Below are 19,952 nucleotides of genomic sequence, written 5' to 3' on the forward strand. Positions count from 1 at the left end.
ACCGCCTGGCCAGTCAATCGGCGCTCGGCGCCGCTCCATGCTCGCCCGTCGGGCGAGCATTTTCGTCTTCTAGAGGTGCCTCGATGGTAATGGACATCAACGACATTCGTGACTATCTGCCCCACCGTTACCCCTTCCTGCTGGTGGATCGGGTACTGGAGCTGGAGCTGGGGCAATCCATCGTTGCCTACAAGAACGTCAGCGTGAACGAGCCCTTCTTCAATGGCCACTTTCCCCACCACCCCATCATGCCCGGGGTATTGATCATCGAGGCCATGGCCCAGGCCTGTGGTATCTTGGGGTTCAAGACCGTCAACAAGTTGCCCGCCGATGGCTATGTCTACTACCTGGTGGGCAGCGACAATGCCCGCTTCAAGCGCCCGGTGATGCCCGGCGACCAACTGCGTCTGGAGGCGCGGGTGGAGCGCGAGAAACGTGGCATCTGGAAGTTCGCCTGCCGCGCCACCGTCGACGGTGAGCTGGCCTGCGAAGCCGATATCATCTGTGCCGAGAGGAAGGTCGCTTGATACATCCCACCGCCATCATTGACCCCAAGGCGCGTCTGGCCGAGGACGTCGAGGTGGGCCCTTTCAGCGTGATCGGGCCCGACGTGGAGATCGGCGCCGGCTCGCGTATTGGTCCCCATGTGGTGATCAAGGGGCCCACCGTGCTGGGCGAGCGTACCCGCATCTTTCAGTTCGCCTCGGTGGGTGAGGATTGCCAGGACAAGAAATACGCCGGCGAGCCCACGCGCCTGGAGATGGGCGACGACAACGTGATCCGCGAGGGGGCCACCCTGCACCGCGGCACCGTTCAGGATCGCGGCGTCACCACCATCGGGTCCCGCAACCTCTTTATGGCTTACGCCCATGTGGGCCATGACTGCGTGATCGGCAACGACTGCATCCTGGCCAACCAGGTAACCCTGGCCGGCCATGTGCACCTGGGCGATTTCGTCATCCTCGGCGGCCTCTCCGCCATCCACCAGTTCTGTCGCTTCGGTGCCCATGCCATGGCCGGGGGCGGTTCCATCATCACCAAGGATGTGCCCGCCTATGTGATGATCAATGGCAACCCGGCCCAGCCCCATGGCCTCAACCTGGTGGGGCTCAAGCGCCGCGGCTTCTCCAGTGAGGCGATCAAGGCCCTGAGTGAGGCCTACAAGCTGGTCTATCGCCAGGGGCTGACCGTGGAGCAGGCCCTGGGCGAGATCCGCAGCCGCTTCCGGCTCGCCGAGACCGATGCCTTTATCGCCTCCATCGAGGCGTCCACCCGTGGCATTACCCGCTAGCGCGGTGCCCCTGCGACGAGTCTACCTGGTCGCCGGGGAGCTCTCCGGCGATATCCTCGGCGCCGGCCTGATGCGCGAGCTCAAGGCGCGCCACCCCGGCGTCGAGTTTCGCGGCATCGGCGGCCCGCGCATGCTCGACGAGGGCATCGACAGCCGCTTCCCCCTGGAGACCCTCTCGGTGATGGGCCTGGTGGAGGTGCTCAAGCACCTGCCCGAGCTGCTGCGGGTGCGCCGCACCCTCTACCGGGATGCCCTGGCCTGGCGGCCGGATATCGTCATCGGCATCGACGCCCCGGACTTCAATCTGGGGCTGGAGCGCCGGCTGCGCGAGGCGGGCCTGACCACCGCCCACTATGTCAGTCCCTCCGTCTGGGCCTGGCGCCAGGGACGGGTCAAGGGGATCGCCAGGTCCGTCGATGCCATGCTGACCTTCCTGCCCTTCGAGGCCGCCTTCTATCGTCGCCACCGGGTGCCGGTGGCCTTCGTCGGCCACCCGCTGGCCGATGAGCTGCCCCTGGAGACCGATCGCGCCGCCACGCGCCGCGAGCTCGGCCTTCCTGAGGATGCCGAGGTGCTGGCCCTGTTGCCCGGCTCCCGGGCCAATGAGGTGCGCTTCCTGGGCGAGACCTTCCTGGCCGCCGCCGAGCGGCTGTGTGCCGAGCGTCTCGCGCTGTCCGTGGTGATTCCCGCCGCCACGCCGGGGCGCCGCGAGCAGCTGGAGGCCCTGCTGGCGACGCACCCGGCGCTGGCCGGGCGGGTCCATCTGCTGGACGGCCGTTCCCGGGAGGCCATGGTGGCCGCCGATGCCGTGCTGCTGGCCTCGGGCACCGCGGCCCTGGAGGCGATGCTCTGCCATCGTCCCATGCTGGTGGCCTACAGGATGGCCCCGGCCACCCACTGGCTGGCCAAGCGGCTGGTCAAGACCGAGTGGATCTCGCTGCCCAACCTGATCGCCCGGGAGCCCCTGGTGCCGGAGCTGATCCAGGACGCCGCCAGTAGCGAAGCGATTGCCGCCGGCCTGGGCGAGATGCTCGACGACGGCGAAGGCCGGGCCGCCCTGGAGGCGCGCTTCGCCGCCATGCACGCCGGGTTGCAGCGCGATGCCAGCCGCCGCGCCGCGGAGGCCATCGAGGCGCTGGTGGCGGGCACGCCGCTGCCGGCCAGTGTGGCCCCGGAGCGGGCCGAGGAGGTCGCTCCTTGACCAAGCGCGAGTTGCCGCCGCTGGTGGTTGGCTATGTGGTCGACTATGCCGGCCAGCGCCTGGTCCTGGAATGGGCCGAGGAGGTGGCCTCATGACCAAGCGCGAGTTGCCGCCGCTGGTGGTTGGCTATGTGGTCGACTATGCCGGCCAGCGCCTGGTCCTGGAATGGGCCGAGGAGGTGGCCCCATGACCAAGCGCGAGTTGCCGCCGCTGGTGATCGACTATGCCGGCCAGCGGCTCGCCGGGGTCGATGAGGTCGGGCGAGGTCCCCTGGTAGGCGCCGTGGTGGCCGCCGCGGTGATCCTCGACCCGGCACGACCCATCGCGGGATTGAACGACTCCAAGGCGCTCTCCGCGAAGCGCCGCCAGGCGCTGGATGACGAGATCCGCGACCGGGCGCTGGCCTTCGCCGTGGCCGAGGCGAGCCCCGCCGAGGTGGACGAGCTGAATATCTACCATGCGACCCATCTGGCCATGCGCCGCGCCATCGATGCCCTGACCCCCGCAGCCGAATACCTGCTGGTGGACGGCAACCGCCTGCCCGGCCACCCGCTGCCGGGCCAGGCGGTGGTCAAGGGCGATGCCCGCCACCCGGCCATCGCCGCCGCCTCGATCCTTGCCAAGGTGGCCCGGGACGCCCAGATGCTCGCCCTGGATGGCCGCCACCCCGACTACGGCTTCGCCCGCCACAAGGGCTACCCGACCCGGGAACACCTGGCCGCCCTGGAGCGCCTGGGGCCGCTCCCCGAGCACCGCCGTTCCTTCGCCCCGGTCAAGCGCCAGCTGGCGCTGTTCTAGCTGGACTATCACCGTTGGAGTGGCCGAGGGGCGCTGGGGACAGGCCGGAGCAAAGCGTCTTTTTCAGGGACGAAAAAGTCGAGCGCCCAGGGACGGGTTTACAGCGTCTTTGCGCGGGGCCGGCCTTCCGGAGTGCCTGCCCCAGGATAGCCCCGGGCCTCTAACGCTGACTGTGCCGTGAAATGCAGCTTGCACGAGGACAGGCCGCCCCCGAATCTGGCATTATCTCTGCGCGTTTCCCGACCCCAAGCCGAGCCCCACGAGTCGTCTATGAGCCCCAGCTTCGTCCACCTCCGCGTACACACCGAATACTCCCTGGTCGACGGCCTGGTGCGCCTCAAGCCGCTGATCTCGCGGAGCGCCGAGATGGGCATGCCGGCCCTGGCCATCAGCGACGAGACCAACCTCTTCGGCCTGGTCAAGGCCTACAAGTCGGCTCAGGGGGCCGGCCTCAAGCCGATCATCGGCGCCGACTTCTGGCTGCATAACGACTACGACGAGGCTCACCCCTACCGCCTGACCCTGCTGGCCATGAACGCCGAGGGCTATCGCAACCTCACCGAGCTGATCTCCCGGGGCTGGATGGAAGGCCAGCGGCTGGGGCAGCCGATCCTGCACAAGGCCTGGATCTTCGCCCAGAGCGAGGGACTGATCGCGCTATCCGGGGGGCGTGACGGGGAGATCGGCCGCCACCTGCTTAGCGATCACCCGGACGAGGCTCGCACCCTGCTGGCCGAGTGGGGCCAGCACTTCCCGGGGCGCTTCTACCTGGAGCTGACCCGCACCGGCCGCCAGTACGAGGAGGAGTGCCTGCACCTCTCGGTGGAGCTCGGCGCCGAGACCGGCACCCCGGTGGTGGCCACCAACGACGTGCGCTTTATCGACAAGGACGACTTCTGGGCCCACGAGACCCGGGTGGCCATCGGCGAGGGCAAGGCCCTGGACGATCCGCGCCGCGAGCGCCGCTATAGCGAGGAGCAGTACCTCAAGAGCCCGGCGGAGATGGCGGAACTCTTCGCGGACATTCCCGAGGCCCTCGAGAATAGCCTGATGATCGCCGCCCGCTGCAACGTCGACGTGCGCCTGGGCGAGATCTTTTTGCCGGAGTTCGAGATCCCCGAGGGCATGACCCAGGACGAGTTCTTCCGCAAGGTCTCCCACGACGGCCTGACCGAGCGCCTGGACTTCCTCTATCCCGCCGACAAGTACCCCCGCGACGGCGCCGAGTATGCCGAGATTGATGCCCGCTACCGCAAGCGCCTCGATTTCGAGCTGGATATCATCATCCAGATGGGCTTCCCCGGCTACTTCCTGATCGTGATGGACTTTATCCAGTGGGCCAAGGACAACGACGTGCCGGTGGGGCCGGGGCGCGGCTCCGGTGCCGGCTCCCTGGTGGCCTATGCCCAGAAGATCACCGACCTGGACCCGCTGGAGTATGACCTGCTCTTCGAGCGCTTCCTCAACCCGGAGCGGGTCTCCATGCCCGACTTCGACGTCGACTTCTGCATGGAGAAGCGCGACCGGGTGATCGACTATGTGGCCGACCGCTACGGCCGCAACGCCGTGTCGCAGATCGTCACCTTCGGCACCATGGCCGCCAAGGCGGTGGTGCGCGACGTGGCCCGGGCCCAGGGCAAGCCCTACTCGCTGGGCGACAAGCTCTCCAAGCTGATCCCCTTCGAGGTGGGCATGACGCTGGCCAAGGCCATCGAGCAGGAGCCGGCCCTCAAGGAGTTCCTCGACAACGACGAGGAGGCCGCCGAGATCTGGGAGATGGCCAGGAAGCTCGAGGGCATCACCCGGGGCACCGGCAAGCACGCCGGGGGCGTGGTGATCGCTCCCACCAAGCTCACCGACTTCTCGCCCCTGCTCTGCGACGAGGACGGCAATGGCCTGGTGGTGCAGTTCGACAAGAACGACATCGAGGAGGCCGGGCTGGTCAAGTTCGACTTCCTCGGCCTGCGCACCCTGACCATCATCGACTGGGCCCTGGAGATGGTCGACAAGGTGCGCGCCGCCGCCGGCGAGGGGCCGCTGAATATCGACGCCATCCCCCTGGATGATGCCCCCACCTTCGAGATGCTCAAGCGCGCCGAGACCACGGCGGTCTTCCAGCTCGAATCCCGCGGCATGAAGGAGCTGATCAAGCGCCTGCAGCCGGACTCCCTGGAGGATATGATCGCCCTCGTCGCCCTGTTCCGCCCCGGTCCCCTGCAGTCGGGCATGGTCGACGACTTCATCAACCGCAAGCATGGCCGGGCGGAAATCTCCTACCCCCACCCGGACTACCAGCACGAATGGCTCAAGCCGGTGCTGGAGCCCACCTACGGCATCATCCTCTACCAGGAGCAGGTGATGCAGATCGCCCAGGTGCTGGCCGGCTACAGCCTGGGGCAGGCGGATATGCTGCGCCGTGCCATGGGCAAGAAGAAGCCCGAGGAGATGGCCAAGCAGCGGGTCGGTTTCATGGAGGGCTGCGCGGCCAACGGCATCGAGAAGGAGCTGGCGGGGAATATCTTCGACCTGGTGGAGAAGTTCGCCGGCTACGGCTTCAACAAGTCCCACTCGGCGGCCTATGGCCTGGTCTCCTACCAGACCGCCTGGTTGAAGGCCCACTACCCGGGGCCCTTTATGGCGGCGGTGATGTCCACCGAGATGGACAACCTGGATAAGGTGGTGCCGCTGATCGAGGAGTGCCGCAACCTCCGGCTCACCGTGACCCCGCCGGACGTCAACGTCGGCACCTACAAGTTCACCGTGGATACCCAGGCCCGGGTGGTTTACGGCCTGGGCGCCATTCGCGGCGTGGGCGAGGGGCCCATCGGCGCCATCGTCGAGGCCCGGGAGGCGGAGGGACCCTTCCAGGACCTCTTCGACTTCTGCCGCCGGGTTGACCCCAAGCGCATGAACAAGCGCACCCTGGAGGCGTTGATCCGCTCCGGTGCCCTGGACAACCTGGGCCCCAACCGCGCCGTGCTGGCCGCGGCCCTGGACGATGCCCTCAAGGCCGCCGCCCAGACCCAGACCAACCAGAACCTGGGCATGATGGACATGTTCGGCGAGGCCTTCGCCGACGAGGCCGAGGGCGGCGATGTCTATGCCGACTACCGCGGCGTGCGGGAGTGGACCGACAAGGAGCGCCTGGGCGGCGAGAAGGAGACCCTGGGGCTCTACCTGACCGGCCACCCCATCGACGAGTACGAGCAGGAGCTCAAGCGCTTCGTCTCCACCCGCATCGCCGACCTGCGCCCCTCCCGGGAGCCCCAGCGGATCGCCGGCCTGGTGGTGGGGGTGCGCACCATGAAGTCCAAGCGCGGCGACACCATGGCCTTCCTGACCCTGGACGACCGCACCGGGCGCATCGAGGCCTCGCTGTTCGGCGAGCTCTATGACCAGTTACGCGGGCAGATCGAGGCCGACCAGGTGCTGATCATCGAGGGCGAGGTCTCCAGCGACGACTACTCCGGCGGCCTGCGCCTGCGTGGCAAGGAGATCACCCCCATGGTGGCGGCGCGTACCCGTTACGCCCAGGCGGTGGAGCTGCGTATCGACGGCCAGCGCGCCAATGGCCGGTTGATCCGCAGCCTGGAGGCGAGCCTCGAGCCCTACCGCAGCGCCGAGGGGCTGCCGGTGCGCCTGCACTATCGCAACGAGCGCGCCGGCGGCTGGCTGGAGCTGGCCGAGGCCTGGCGGGTGGCCCCCAGCGACGACCTGCTGATCGCCCTGCGCGAGGTCGAAGGCCAGGACGGGGTGGGGTTAAGTTACCGCTAGCCTCAGGTGGGCGGCCTGACTGATGACATGCTGCCAAGTGAGGGGGCGCTGGGGGTAGGTCGGAGCAAAGCGTCATTATCAGGGACGAGAATGCCGAGCGCCCAGGGACGGGTTTACAGCGTCTTTGCGAGGGTCCGGCCGCCGGGTGCCTACCCCCAGAATAACTCCGTGATGCTGTCGCCGGGATCGGTTGGGTGCCTTGCGCCCCACACACAAGCTGCGATAATGCCAGGCTATCTTGCGACAATTTCCGTTGACCGCGGCGGCCGCACTGGCCGGTGCCAACCAAGCCGAGCCTATGAACCCCAACTATCTTGATTTCGAACAGCCCATTGCCGAGATGCAGGCGAAGATCGAGGAGCTTCGCCTGGTCGGCAATGACAGCAAGATCAATATCAACGACGAGATCACCAAGCTCGAAGAGAAGAGCAAGAAACTCACCGAGTCGATCTTCAAGGACCTCACCCCCTGGCAGGTCTCCCAGCTGTCGCGCCACCCCCAGCGTCCCTACACCCTGGACTACCTGGAGCACGTCTTCACCGACTTCGACGAGCTGCACGGCGACCGCCACTTCGCCGACGATGCCGCCATCGTCGGCGGCATCGCCCGCCTCGACGACAAGCCGGTGATGGTGATCGGTCACCAGAAGGGCCGCGACGTCAAGGAGAAGGTGCGCCGCAACTTCGGCATGCCGCGCCCGGAAGGCTACCGCAAGGCGTGCCGCCTAATGGAGATGGCCGAGCGCTTCAAGATGCCGGTGCTGACCTTTATCGATACCCCGGGGGCCTACCCGGGCATCGACGCCGAAGAGCGCGGCCAGTCCGAGGCCATCGCCTATAACCTGGCGGTGATGTCACGGCTCAAGACGCCGATCCTCTCCACCGTGGTGGGCGAGGGCGGTTCCGGCGGGGCGCTGGCCATCGGCGTCTGCGACGAGCTGGCCATGCTGCAGTACGCCACCTACTCGGTGATCTCCCCCGAGGGCTGTGCCTCCATCCTCTGGAAGAGCGCCGAGCGCGCTTCCGATGCGGCCCAGGCCATGGGTATCACCGCCGAACGACTCAACGAGCTGGGTTTCGTCGATACCCTGATCAAGGAGCCCCTGGGCGGCGCCCATCGCCATCCGATCACCACCGCCTCGCGGGTCAAGGACGCGCTGCTCGACAGCCTCGACCGCCTCCAGGCGCTGAGCATCGATGAGCTGCTGGAGCGGCGGTATGAGCGGTTGATGAGCTATGGCGCCCCTGCCTGATCGGCGGGAGCCTACTGCGCTCGCCAATACAGCGTTGGAAAAGACCTCAGCATACGTATTTACTAACTTGTAAACTCCGTTGCTTCGGTCTTTTCCGCCTTGTCTTGGCTTCGCTCGTGACGGCTCCACCTCGATCAGGTGAGGTGTCACTCGAAGCGGCCCCGCTAGGTTATTTCCATGCCCCTTCAATCTGTGATCGATCGCGCCCTGGCGGAGACCCCGCCGGGGCGCGTCATCTGGGTCGCCCTCTCCGGCGGGCTCGACTCCTCCCTGCTGCTGAGCCTGGCGACCCAGGCCTGTCGCCGTTATCCCCGTCCCCTCCATGCCCTGCATGTGCACCATGGCCTGCAGGCCGCCGCCGATGACTTCGAGCACCACTGTCGGCGCCTCTGTTCGCGGCTGGGGGTGCCGCTGTTCGTCGAGCGGGTCGGCGTCGATCCGGGCCATGGGTTGGGCCTGGAGGGGGCCGCCCGGGAGGCCCGCTACGGCGCCTTCGCCGCCCGGGTGGCTTCCGGCGAGACCCTGTGGCTGGCCCAGCACCGGGACGATCAGGCCGAGACCCTGCTGCTGGCGGCCCTGCGCGGCGGCGGGGTGCGGGGCCTGGCGGCGATGCCGGCGCACCGCGATTGGCAAGGTCGAGGCCTGCGGCGCCCCCTGCTGGGCGTCTCCCGGGCCGAGCTGCGCCGGGCCGCCGAGCGCCTGGGTCTGGCCTGGGTGGAGGACCCCAGCAACGCCGAGATCCACCAGGATCGCAACTACCTGCGCCATGCGGTGATGCCGCGCCTCGAGGCGCGCTGGCCCGGCGCCGCCGCCCGGCTGGCGCGCACCGCGGCCCGGGCCGGCGAGGCGGATGCCTTGCTCGGGGAGCTGGCCGCCGAGCAACTGGTTGTCCTGGGAGGGGATCCGGCGCGGCTGCCGGCGGCGGACCTGGCCGCCCTGTCGCGGCCCCGCCAGCGCCTGCTGGTTCGCCATGCCTGCGAGCGCCTGGCACTGCCGCTGCCGCCGGCGGCCCGCCTGGACAACCTGCTGGCGCAGCTCGTGGCGCGACGCGACGCCGAGGTTCGGGTCGACTGGCTCGGCGTCGAGGCGCGGCTGTGGCGGGGCGATCTCTATCTGCTGGCACCGCAACTCCCCTTGGCGAGCGACTGGTCCCGGGAATGGGCGGGGGCCTCGCCGCTGTCCGGCCCCTGGGGGCCGCTGGCGGTCGCCCTGGAAAGGGGCGATGGCGAGACGCCGGCGCTGGTGGTGCGGCCCCGCCGCGGCGGCGAACGGCTGCGCCTGGCCGGCCGTGGGCGTCGCGACCTCAAGCGGCTGCTCCAGGAGTGGGGGCTGCCGCCCTGGCGGCGGCAGCGACTACTGGTGGTCTGGGCGGGGGATGCGCCGGTGGCGGTGTTGGATGGTTTTGAGGCGTATTGGCTGGCGGTGGCCGAGGGGTGGCGGGGCCGCGTCGCTTAACTCGAGGGCGCTATCGTCAGGGCGAAGCCGGCACTCTCCTGGTAGGCGATCTCCTGCTCCAGGTCATTGCTCAGCAGGGCCTGCTCCTCCAACTGGCTGCCCAGGTGCAGGGTCAGGGCTTCCCCGTCGGCGCTCAGGCGGAAGTCCTGCGGGGGGGATTCCTGTCGCGAGTGATTAAGCAGCACCGCCAGGCGCAGCAGCCGCGCCAGGCGGGCATAGTCCTCCTGCAGGGCCTCCGGCAACTGGGCCAGTTCCTTGGCCGGAAACTTGCGCCGATGGGCGCGGACCAGGAAGGCCAGGGCCTGCTGTTCGGGGCGGGAGAAGCCGGGCAAGTCGCCATGGGCCAGCAGGTAGGCGCCGTGACGATGGAACTGGCTATGGGAGATGGCCAGGCCGATCTCGTGGAGCTGGGCGGCCCAGTCGAGAAACTCCCGTTGCTCGGTGGGAAAGCGCCAGTGGTCGCCGAGCTGGTTCAGCATTCGGCGCACGCAGGCCGCCACGTTGTCGGCCTGACGGGCGTCGACCCGGTAGCGCCGGCGCAAGTCGGCGAGGGTCGGTAGCCGCGAGTCCTCGGCGGTATGGCGCCCCACCAGATCGTAGAGCACGCCCTCGCGCAGGGCACCATCGGCGAAGCGCATCTCCTCCAGCTCGAAGGCCTCGAAGACCGCGTTGAGGATGGCGACCCCGGCGGGGAAGACCGTGGCGCGATCCGCCTTGAGCCCCTCCAGGGCCACCTTGTCGAGGCTCTTGCAGCGAATCAGTCGCTGGCGCAGGGTCGCCAGTCCCTGCCGGGTGATCAGGCCATCGGGGCAGTCGCCACTGGCGGCCAGCACCGCGGCGGCGGCCTTGATGGTGCCGCTGGAGCCCACCGGGTCGGCCCAGCCCAGTTGCCGGTAGTGGCGGCGAATATTGGCCAGTTCCGAGAGGGCGGCCAGCTCCGCCCGACGCATACGCTTCTCACTGAGCTGGCCATCGCCGAAGAAGCGCCGAGTATAGCTGACGCAGCCCATATGCAGGCTCTCCAGCGCCAGGGGCGCGAACGCCTCGCCGATGATGAGTTCGGTGGAGCCGCCGCCGATATCGACGATCAGGCGCCGCCCGTGCACCTCGGCCAGGGCATGGGCGGCACCCAGGTAGATCAGGCGCGCCTCCTCGCGGCCGGCGACGATCTCGATGGGGTGCCCCAGTAAGGCCTCGGCGCGGCGGATAAAGGCCTGGCTGTTATGGGCGGCGCGCAGGGCATTGGTGCCCACCACCCGCAGCTGCGACTTGGGTGTCTCCTCGAGGAAGGGCGCGAAGCGCGCCAGGCAGGCCAGGGCCCGTGCCATGGCCGCCTCGCTGAGCTGGCCGGTGGCGTCCAGGCCGGCGGCCAGTTGCACCTTCTCGCCGAGGCGGGCCACTACCTGCAGGCGACCCTGGTGATAGTTGGCCACCAGGAGGTGGAAACTGTTGGAGCCGAGATCGATGGCGGCGAGGCGCCGGGGGGCGGAGGGCGTCCTGCTCATGGGAGGTCCTTGCATGCGGTTCGGGTCAAGGGTGCGGCGCCCCGGGAACCTTGTCAATTGCCGGCACTTGCGTTTGCCGGTGAGCTTGACTACCATCGAGTCGTTCGCCTGTTCCGAATGCTTTCCGACCCTGAGTGGCGTCCGCGCCCGGTCAAGCTTCCAAGTCGTCAGACAGCCCGCTGCTTTCCCGTTCATGATGTTGCGCCTCGCCAGCATGAGCCGCTGAATCAGGCGTTCGATAACCCATCATGAACCGCAACAGCGCCTCCCTCGACCCCGTGATCGTCCCAGGCCCATGGGCCTAGTCGATCGAGCCTATCCAGCGAGTGGACGCCCCAGGGCCCTGAACGCATCATACGCGGCGCATCGTCACCGCCTCCTGTCGTTTCCCGGCGCCTTGCCGTCACGCTGACACGAGCAATTTCTGAACGAATCCATGAACCTTACCGAACTCAAGCAAAAGAGCGTCCCCGAACTGCTGGATATCGCCCGTGAAATGGGGATCGATAATCTGGCCCGGTCGCGCAAGCAGGACATCATCTTCGCCATCCTCAAGAAGCACGCCAAGAGCGGCGAGGATATCTATGGCGACGGCGTGCTGGAGATCCTGCAGGACGGTTTCGGCTTCCTGCGCAGCGCCGATAGTTCCTACCTGGCCGGCCCCGACGACATCTATGTGTCGCCGTCGCAGATTCGTCGCTTCAACCTGCGCAAGGGCGACTCCATTTCCGGCAAGATCCGGCCCCCCAAGGAGGGTGAGCGCTACTTCGCCCTGCTCAAGGTCAGCCAGATCAACTTCGACAAGCCGGAGAACGCCAAGCACAAGATCCTCTTCGAGAACCTCACGCCGCTGTTCCCCCAGGAGCGGCTGCGCATGGAGATCGGCAACGGCTCCACCGAGGATCTTACCGCACGGATCATCGACCTGACCGCGCCCATCGGCAAGGGCCAGCGCGGCCTGCTGGTCTCGCCGCCCAAGGCCGGCAAGACGCTGATGCTGCAGAACATCGCCACCTCCATCACCCGCAACAATCCCGAGTGTCACCTGATCGTGTTGCTGATCGACGAGCGGCCCGAGGAGGTCACCGAGATGCAGCGCACGGTGCGCGGTGAGGTGGTGGCGTCCACCTTCGACGAGCCGCCGGCGCGCCACGTCCAGGTCGCCGAGATGGTGATCGAGAAGGCCAAGCGCCTGGTGGAGCACAAGAAGGACGTGGTGATCCTGCTCGACTCCATCACCCGATTGGCGCGGGCCTATAACACCGTGGTGCCCAGCTCCGGCAAGGTACTCACCGGCGGTGTCGATGCCCACGCCCTGGAGAAGCCCAAGCGCTTCTTCGGTGCGGCGCGGAACATCGAGGAAGGCGGTAGCCTGACCATCATCGCCACGGCACTGGTGGATACCGGCTCCAAGATGGACGAGGTGATCTTCGAGGAGTTCAAGGGCACCGGCAACATGGAGGCCCACCTGGACCGCAAGCTCGCCGAGCGTCGCGTCTACCCGGCCATCAATATCCGTCGCTCCGGCACCCGCCGCGAGGACCTGCTGGCCTCCGAGGACGAGATGCAGCGCATGTGGATCCTGCGCAAGCTGCTCAACCCCATGGAGGACGTGGCGGCCACCGAGTTCCTGATCGACCGCCTGAAGGATACCAAGACCAACCTGGAGTTCTTCGAGGCCATGAAGCGGCGTTGATCCTGGCCTGCTGCGCTCGGCGATACGGCGTTGGAAAACAGCTCAAGCTGCTCATTTACTAAAGTAAACTCCGCGCTTTTGCTGTTTTCCGCCTGGTCTCGCCTTCGCTCGCGACGGCCATCTCTCAACGTCTTGGTGACGATAGGTGTAGTGACCCTGACTCGATGGAATCAGCAAGTAACGCCGAGGGGCAGCATGTTATGCTGCCCCTTTGCCGTTTAGCCATAGGGAATAACCCTGTGAAATATAAGGATTTGCGGGACTTTATAGCGGCCCTGGAGGCCCAGGGCGAGCTGCAGCGGATTCGCGCCGAGGTGGACCCCTACCTGGAGGTCACCGAGATCTGCGACCGCACCCTGCGGGCCGGGGGCCCGGCGCTGCTGTTCGAGAACGTCAAGGGTCACGACATGCCGCTGCTGGGCAACCTCTTCGGCACCCCGCGCCGGGTGGCGCTGGGCATGGGGGAGGACTCCGTGGCGGCGCTGAGCGAGGTGGGCAAGCTGCTCGCCTACCTCAAGGAGCCGGACCCGCCCAAGGGGCTCAAGGACGCCTGGGAGAAGCTGCCGATCTTCAAGCAGGTGCTGAGCATGGGGCCCAAGGTGGTGAGCAAGGCCCCGGTGCAGGAGGTGGTGCTGGAGGGTGACGCCGTCGACCTGGATCGCCTGCCCATCCAGCACTGCTGGCCCGGCGACGCCGCGCCCCTGGTCACCTGGGCCCTGGTGGTCACCAAGGGCCCCCACAAGAAGCGCCAGAACCTGGGGATCTATCGCCAGCAGAAGCTTGGCCGCAATCGCCTGATCATGCGCTGGCTCTCCCACCGCGGCGGGGCCCTGGACTTCCAGGAGTTCCAGCAGGCCCATCCCGGCGAGCCCTTCCCGGTGGCGGTGGCGCTCGGCGCCGACCCGGCCACCATCCTGGGTGCCGTGACCCCGGTGCCGGACAGCCTCTCCGAGTACGCCTTCGCCGGGCTGTTGCGCGGCTCACGCACCGAGCTGGTCGACTGCGGCCATGCCGACCTGCAGGTGCCGGCCTCCGCCGAGATCATCCTCGAGGGCTTTATCCACCCCGAGGACATGGCCCCGGAAGGCCCCTATGGCGACCACACCGGCTACTACAACGAGGTGGAGTCCTTCCCGGTGTTCACCGTGACCCGCATGACGATGCGCCGCGACGCCATCTACCACTCCACCTACACCGGGCGCCCGCCGGACGAGCCGGCGATCCTGGGGCTGGCCCTCAACGAGGTCTTCGTGCCCATCCTGCGCAAGCAGTTCCCGGAGATCGTCGACTTCTACCTGCCCCCGGAGGGCTGCTCCTACCGCATGGCGGTGGTGACCATGAAGAAGCAGTACCCGGGCCACGCCAAGCGGGTGATGATGGGGGTATGGAGCTTCCTGCGCCAATTCATGTACACCAAGTTCGTGATCGTGCTGGACGACGACGTGGACGCCCGCAACTGGGAAGACGTGATCTGGGCCATCACCACCCGCATGGACCCGGCCCGGGACACCCTGCTGGTGGAGAACACCCCCATCGACTACCTGGATTTCGCCTCGCCGGTGGCGGGGCTCGGCTCCAAGATGGGCATGGACGCCACCAATAAATGGCCCGGCGAGACCGACCGCGAGTGGGGCACCCCCATCGTAATGGACGAGGCCATCAAGGCCCGGGTCGACGCCCGCTGGGACGAGCTGGGCATCGAACTGCCGGCGACTAACCACAAGAGGACATCATGACGGCCAGGACAGTGACCTGCCATGTCGCGGCGGTGGAGGATCTCACCCCCGACGTTTTCCGCGTGACCCTGGAGGGGCGGCCCGAGGCGCTGTCCCATGCGCCGGGGCAGTACCTGGAGCTGCAGTTGGACGAGGGCACCTGGGTGCCTTTCTCCATCGCCAATGCCCATGTGGACGACGGCATCCTGGAGCTGCATATCCAGCACTGGCCGGAGCGCTCCAATTCGGCGCGGCTGCGCGAGATGATGCAGCACGCCGCCCAGCTGACCCTGCGCCTGCCCGGTGGCGACTGCATCCTCGACCGCGACAGCCGGCGCCCCCTGACGCTGATCGCCGCCGGCACCGGCTTCGCCCAGATGAAGGCGATGCTCGAGGCGGCCTTCGTCGCCCATGAGCGGCCCATCCAGCTGTGGTGGGCGGTGCGCGAGCGCCGCGATCTCTACCTGGAGAGCCAGGCCCGGGAGTGGGCCGAGCGGCACCCTCACTTCCACTTCCACGGGGTGATGGAGGTGGCGCCGGAGGAGCCCTTCGACGGCGAGCGCATCCGTAGCCATATCGGGCGTATCGACGAGGCGCTGTCGCGTGACCTGGGCTCGGTGGCTGGCCATGACGTCTACCTCTCCGGCTCGCCGGGCATGGTCTACGCCTGCCTGGACGCGCTGGCGCCCCTGGGCCTGGAGGCGCCGCGGGTGTTCTCCGATGTCTTCGCCTATGCCCCCCGGGAGCCGCTGTTGCCGCGTCAGGAAGCCTCGTCGTGAGCGCCTCGCCGGTATTGATCACCGGCGGTGCCCAGCGCCTGGGGCGCCACTGCGCCGAGCGCCTGCTCGACGACGGTCATCCGGTGATCATCAGCCATCGCCGCGAGCGCCCGGAGCTCGACGAGCTGCGCCGGCGCGGCGTGGTGACCCTGCCGGCCGATTTTTCCAGCGAGGCGGGCATCCTCGACTTTATCGCCCGCCTCAAGGCGCAGACCTCGTCGCTGCGCGCCATCGTGCATAACGCCGGCGACTGGGCGCCGGACGGCACCGGGAGCGAGGCGGGCGCCGACTTCGAGCGGTTGTTCCGGGTGCATATGCAGGCGCCCTACCTGATCAACCTGCACTGTCGCGAGTTGCTGGAGGCGTGCAGCGAGCCCCAGCGGGATATCGTGCATATGACCGACTATGTGGTGCGCAAGGGCTCCAAGAAGCACGCCGCCTACGCCGCCACCAAGGCGGGGCTCGATAACCTGACGCTATCGTTCGCCGCCATGTATGCCCCGCGGATCCAAGTCAATGCCATCGCCCCGGCGCTGATCATGCTCAACGCGGGGGACGACGAGGCCTATGCCGAGAAGGCCAGGGCCAAGTCGCTGATGGAGATGGTCCCGGGCCCCGGGGTGATCTACCAGAGCCTGCGTTACCTGCTCGATAACCGCTACGTGACCGGGGTGACCCTGCCGGTGGATGGCGGCCGTCACCTGCGTTGAGGGCCGTCCCCTCGGGGCGGCTAGACTGAAGACGAACTCGTTGACTGAAGGAGCAAGACGATGGCCCATGATCCCAACTTCAAGGACGACACCGGCGTGCTGCTGGTGGTAATCGGCCTGGTGGTCTTCCTCGGCATGACGGCCCTGCCCGGCACCATGGCCCTGGTGCGTCTCTTCGGCTAAGGCCCGTGGCGAGGTCGCAGGGCCATCGTAGTTGAAGTAGCTAAGGGTAGCCCCGGGCTACAAAGCTAACTGCAATATCCCGTGGCCCGGCCGGGGGTTGCCAAGCGGCCTGGTCCGTGTAGGATGTAAAGCCAGATTCCCCTTCGCGACGGAGCCCCCAAATGCTCAACCGTGCCCTCCCGACCCCGCTGTCTCTCACCGCCTCCGGCGGCGAGCGCGTGCTGGGTGCCGGCTGGCGCGGTTATGGCTATTGGTTTAGCGCCGGCGTGCCGGTGGCCAGGCGCTGAGCCCAGCCACCAGGCGCGCCCCGACCAGGGTTGCCGCCAGCGTATCGAACCCCCGGACGGCAACCCCGCCCGGGGGTTCTGCGTTCTGGGAACCACATAGACAGCAAACTGACAGGAGTCAGCCGATGTTCGACCGCGATACCTACGCCGCCCTTCGCCCCGTTTCCCTGGCCTATTACGGCTATGGTAGCTGGCGATTTAGCGGCGCTCGGTCGGCATCAGCTGCCACCTCCGGCCGGGTGATTCTGGGTGGCCACGCCAACCGATGCCATGACCGGAGTTCGTTACGATGAATGCCCATCTCGCCCTTGCCGAGCAATCCCAGGCCCCCATGACCGAGTCGCTTGAACGGCCCCTGCCCAGTCCCGCCCAGTTGCGCCAGCGCCTGCCCCTGGATGCCGGCCAGCGGGCCCGCGTCGCGGCCCAGCGCGAGGCCATCCACGCCATCCTCGAGGGGCGCGACGATCGCCTGCTGGTGGTGGTGGGACCCTGTTCCATCCATGACCCCAAGGCGGCCCTGGAGTACGCCCGGCGGCTGGCGCCGCTCGCCGAGGCGGTGTCCGATCGGCTGCTGGTGGTGATGCGGGTCTATGTGGAAAAGCCCCGCACCACGGTGGGCTGGAAGGGCCTGGCCTATGATCCTCACCTGGACGGCAGCGACGACATGCCCCATGGGCTGGCGCTCTCCCGGGAACTGATGCGCGAGATCGTCGATCTGGGCCTGCCGGTGGCCACCGAGCTGCTGCAGCCGATGATCGCCCCCTACCTGGAGGACCTGCTGGCCTGGGCCGCCATCGGCGCCCGCACCACCGAATCCCAGATCCATCGCGAACTGGCCAGCGGCCTGGGGGCCGTGGTGGGCTTCAAGAACGCTACCGACGGCGGCACCCAGGTGGCCATCGACGCCATCCAGGCCGCCGCCCGCTCCCACCACCACTTCGCCCTCGGCGCGGATGGGCAGCCGGTGATGCGCACCACCCCGGGCAATGCCCATACTCACCTGGTGCTGCGCGGTGGCCACGGCGAGCCCAACTATCAGGCGCCTCACGTGGTCAAGGCACGCCGGGCGCTGAGCGAGGCGGGACTGACCCCGAGGCTGATGGTGGATTGCAGCCACGCCAACTCGCGCAAGGATCACCGCCGCCAGAGCGAGGTGCTGTTGGACGTGCTGGCCCAGCGTCTGGCCGGGGAGACGGCGCTGTGTGGGGTGATGCTGGAGAGCCACCTCCACGAGGGCAAGCAGCCCCTTAATCCTGGTGCGCTGCGCTACGGCGTCTCGGTGACCGATGCCTGCCTGGGCTGGGAGAGCACCGAGCATCTGCTGCAATTGGCGGCGGAACGGTTCAGGCTCAGCACTTCAGAATAATTCAGGGGCGCTGGGGCCGGCCGGAGCAAAGCGCCTTTTTCAGGGGTGAGGAGCACTGCTCCGAACGGGTAGGCCATGGATGGCCTACCCCGGTCCTGAACGCGAAGCAGGATAGCGTAGCGCCTCAGGAAAAAGTCGAGCGTCCATGGAGGGATTCACCGCGTCTTTGCGCGGGGCCGGCCTTCCGAAGTGCCTGTCCCCAGGATAGCCTTGGGCCTAAACAGGGAAGGGGGCTAACTGCGATAGCTCTGCAATGACTGAGGTGGCCAGTCTCACGAGGTTTCCCTCCGCCACACCTCGTCCGGCGGCGGTGACCCGCCCCTGCCCCGATCCTGCCGACTCCACGCCAGGAGCCCCGTCTCGACACACGCCGAGCTTGGGACGTCAGGGGGGCTCGGGGCCATGGCGCTTACGGTAATGGCGCTCGACTCGTGCCCGATTTCCGCACACCTCGGTGCGGCACCAGCGGCGTCGACGGGCCTTGGACTGGTCGAGGAACAGCCAACTGCAGCGACCGCACTCCTTGAGCCGCGCCACACGGCCGTCGTGCAGCAGCGCCAGGGCGGCCAGGGCAAGTCGCTCGGGCAGCCGTGGGGCGGTCAGCATCGCGGGGGACGGCTTGGCCAGCTGGCTGACGGCGAGAGCTGCGGCGAGGTCGCCGCGCACCACCTCCCAGGCTAGGGCGTTGGCCTCTCCCCGGGCGATCGAGGCGAAGAGGGCATGCAGGCCCTCGCGCATGGTGAGCACCGCCGCCAGTTCCCGGGAGGAGCTGGCCGGTGCCTCGTCCGGGGAGATCAGGCCTCGGGCCAGCGCCCAGTCGTCCAGCGCTTGGGCATCCACCAGGTGCTCCTGGGTGCGCGTCTTGCCGGTATCCCCGATGGTGTTGAGGAAGTCGAGGCAGGGATCGCCGGCGATGAAGTCGTGTTCGGTCCAGGGGCGTCGATCCATGGGCGTCCAGTAGTGCGTGAGAGAGTAGCCTACCAGTTTAATGCTTTAAATGCTCTTTACAAGTTAGGCTTTTTGGTCTTGACTGGCTAATGCCTAAAATTGATAAAGAGGGTTAGTCGGATGGCGGCATCACGCTTGGGGTTCCATTTCGAAGGGCAGTTCGTACATACCGAGGTGGTGGGCGAGGGCCCGCCGCTGGTAGCAATCCATGGCACGCCATTCTCGTCGCGGGTGTGGCGGCGCCTGGTACCGCACCTCCAGCATTGGCGGCGGGTCCACCTCTTTGACCTGCTGGGCTACGGACGCTCGGCGAAGCGCGCAGAGCAGGACGTATCACTGGGCGTGCAGAACCGCCTGTTGGCGGCGCTGTTCGCACACTGGCGGCTCGAGGCGCCGGATGTGCTGGCCCATGACTTCGGTGGCACCACGGCGTTGCGCGCCCACTTGCTCGATGGCCTGGACTATCGCAGCCTAACCTTGGTAGACCCGGTCGTGCTGTCGCCTTGGGGCTCGCCCTTCGTCCAGCATGTTCGTCGGCACGAGGAGGCCTTCCGCGGCCTGCCGCCCTATCTCCATGAGGCCCTGCTGCGAGCGTACCTGCAGGACGCCGCCTGGCGGCCGCTATCCGAGGAGGCCCTGGAGACCTATTGCGCTCCCTGGCGGGGCGAGGTGGGGCAGGCGGGGTTCTACCGCCAGATCGCTCAGATGGACCAGAGCTACACTGACGAGATCGCGCCCCTGTTGGCCCGGGTGCGGTGCCCGGTGCAACTGCTGTGGGGCGAGCGGGACAGCTGGGTGCCTATCGCCCGAGGACGCGAGCTACAGACGAGGCTGCCCGGGGCGACCCTCACGCCGGTGGCCGAGGCCGGACACCTGGTCCAGGAGGATGCCCCGGAGGCCATCGCCGCCGCCCTGGAGCAGGTGTTGCGTTGATGCAAGGTCGGGTGGTTGATTAACCTCGCCTTCCTCTTCCCACCAGCGCACTGGGTGTT

Annotated in this window: 17 protein-coding genes; 15 read left to right on the forward strand and 2 right to left on the reverse strand. The window is 67.6% G+C overall.

The window, feature by feature from the left end; all coding sequences use genetic code 11:
• Nucleotides 1–83: 83 nt before the first annotated feature.
• The 7 genes from fabZ to tilS all read left to right on the forward strand — a co-directional run bounded on the left by fabZ (nt 84) and on the right by tilS (nt 9,771).
• The gene (gene fabZ, locus ACZ5EF_RS01485) at nt 84–527 is read left to right on the forward strand and encodes a 3-hydroxyacyl-ACP dehydratase FabZ (protein ID WP_146803930.1); all 444 of its coding nucleotides are present in this window, start codon (nt 84–86) and stop codon (nt 525–527) included.
• Nucleotides 524–1,291, forward strand: coding sequence for an acyl-ACP--UDP-N-acetylglucosamine O-acyltransferase (lpxA, locus tag ACZ5EF_RS01490; RefSeq protein WP_346062816.1), 768 nt, complete (start codon nt 524–526; stop codon nt 1,289–1,291). Before fabZ ends, lpxA begins: the two co-directional genes overlap by 4 nt.
• Before the next feature lie 4 nt (nt 1,292–1,295).
• A complete protein-coding gene (gene lpxB, locus ACZ5EF_RS01495; protein WP_346062908.1) occupies nt 1,296–2,492 on the forward strand; it encodes a lipid-A-disaccharide synthase in 1,197 nt (398 codons plus the stop codon).
• Nucleotides 2,493–2,678: 186 nt separating this feature from the next.
• Complete coding sequence (gene rnhB, locus ACZ5EF_RS01500) at nt 2,679–3,290, forward strand: ribonuclease HII (protein ID WP_346062815.1); 612 nt, start codon at nt 2,679–2,681, stop codon at nt 3,288–3,290.
• Nucleotides 3,291–3,560: 270 nt separating this feature from the next.
• On the forward strand, nt 3,561–7,064 hold the full coding sequence (dnaE, locus tag ACZ5EF_RS01505) for a DNA polymerase III subunit alpha (RefSeq protein ID WP_346062814.1): 3,504 nt from the start codon (nt 3,561–3,563) through the stop codon (nt 7,062–7,064).
• A gap of 298 nt (nt 7,065–7,362) precedes the next feature.
• Nucleotides 7,363–8,316 carry an acetyl-CoA carboxylase carboxyl transferase subunit alpha gene (gene accA, locus ACZ5EF_RS01510; protein ID WP_346062813.1) on the forward strand — a complete coding sequence of 318 codons (954 nt, stop codon included), beginning with the start codon at nt 7,363–7,365 and terminating at the stop codon, nt 8,314–8,316.
• 177 nt (nt 8,317–8,493) lie between these two features.
• Nucleotides 8,494–9,771 (forward strand): tRNA lysidine(34) synthetase TilS, encoded by a 1,278-nt coding sequence (gene tilS / locus ACZ5EF_RS01515; protein WP_346062812.1) that lies wholly within the window; start codon nt 8,494–8,496, stop codon nt 9,769–9,771.
• Here the strand turns inward: tilS and ppx are convergent.
• On the reverse strand, nt 9,768–11,276 hold the full coding sequence (gene ppx / locus ACZ5EF_RS01520) for an exopolyphosphatase (protein ID WP_346062811.1): 1,509 nt from the start codon (nt 11,274–11,276) through the stop codon (nt 9,768–9,770). The genes tilS and ppx overlap by 4 nt on opposite strands.
• A 436-nt stretch (nt 11,277–11,712) precedes the next feature.
• On the opposite strand from ppx, the gene rho reads away from it, so the two are divergent.
• From rho to ACZ5EF_RS01555, 7 genes are all read left to right on the forward strand, one after another.
• The gene (rho, locus tag ACZ5EF_RS01525) at nt 11,713–12,972 is read left to right on the forward strand and encodes a transcription termination factor Rho (RefSeq protein WP_195860307.1); all 1,260 of its coding nucleotides are present in this window, start codon (nt 11,713–11,715) and stop codon (nt 12,970–12,972) included.
• Between the two features lie 239 nt (nt 12,973–13,211).
• On the forward strand, nt 13,212–14,708 hold the full coding sequence (ubiD, locus tag ACZ5EF_RS01530) for a 4-hydroxy-3-polyprenylbenzoate decarboxylase (protein ID WP_346062810.1): 1,497 nt from the start codon (nt 13,212–13,214) through the stop codon (nt 14,706–14,708).
• Nucleotides 14,705–15,466: an NAD(P)H-flavin reductase gene (locus ACZ5EF_RS01535; protein ID WP_346062809.1), complete on the forward strand. Its 762-nt coding sequence runs from the start codon at nt 14,705–14,707 to the stop codon at nt 15,464–15,466. Before ubiD ends, ACZ5EF_RS01535 begins: the two co-directional genes overlap by 4 nt.
• On the forward strand, nt 15,463–16,176 hold the full coding sequence (folM, locus tag ACZ5EF_RS01540) for a dihydromonapterin reductase (RefSeq protein ID WP_346062808.1): 714 nt from the start codon (nt 15,463–15,465) through the stop codon (nt 16,174–16,176). The genes ACZ5EF_RS01535 and folM overlap by 4 nt, the downstream gene beginning before the upstream one ends.
• A 60-nt stretch (nt 16,177–16,236) precedes the next feature.
• Nucleotides 16,237–16,359 (forward strand): hypothetical protein, encoded by a 123-nt coding sequence (locus tag ACZ5EF_RS01545; protein WP_285835166.1) that lies wholly within the window; start codon nt 16,237–16,239, stop codon nt 16,357–16,359.
• Nucleotides 16,360–16,520: 161 nt separating this feature from the next.
• Nucleotides 16,521–16,646: a hypothetical protein gene (locus ACZ5EF_RS01550; RefSeq protein ID WP_346062807.1), complete on the forward strand. Its 126-nt coding sequence runs from the start codon at nt 16,521–16,523 to the stop codon at nt 16,644–16,646.
• A 289-nt stretch (nt 16,647–16,935) separates the two neighbouring features.
• Nucleotides 16,936–18,012 carry a 3-deoxy-7-phosphoheptulonate synthase gene (locus ACZ5EF_RS01555; RefSeq protein ID WP_346062806.1) on the forward strand — a complete coding sequence of 359 codons (1,077 nt, stop codon included), beginning with the start codon at nt 16,936–16,938 and terminating at the stop codon, nt 18,010–18,012.
• Between the two features lie 384 nt (nt 18,013–18,396).
• Here ACZ5EF_RS01555 and ACZ5EF_RS01560 read toward each other — a convergent pair whose 3' ends face one another.
• Nucleotides 18,397–18,960, reverse strand: coding sequence for a CGNR zinc finger domain-containing protein (locus ACZ5EF_RS01560; RefSeq protein WP_346062805.1), 564 nt, complete (start codon nt 18,958–18,960; stop codon nt 18,397–18,399).
• Nucleotides 18,961–19,080: 120 nt separating this feature from the next.
• On the opposite strand from ACZ5EF_RS01560, the gene ACZ5EF_RS01565 reads away from it, so the two are divergent.
• Nucleotides 19,081–19,893, forward strand: a complete 813-nt coding sequence (locus ACZ5EF_RS01565) for an alpha/beta fold hydrolase (protein WP_346062804.1) — start codon at nt 19,081–19,083, stop codon at nt 19,891–19,893.
• Nucleotides 19,894–19,952: the final 59 nt, after the last annotated feature.

The organism is Bisbaumannia salifodinae (assembly GCF_055388505.1).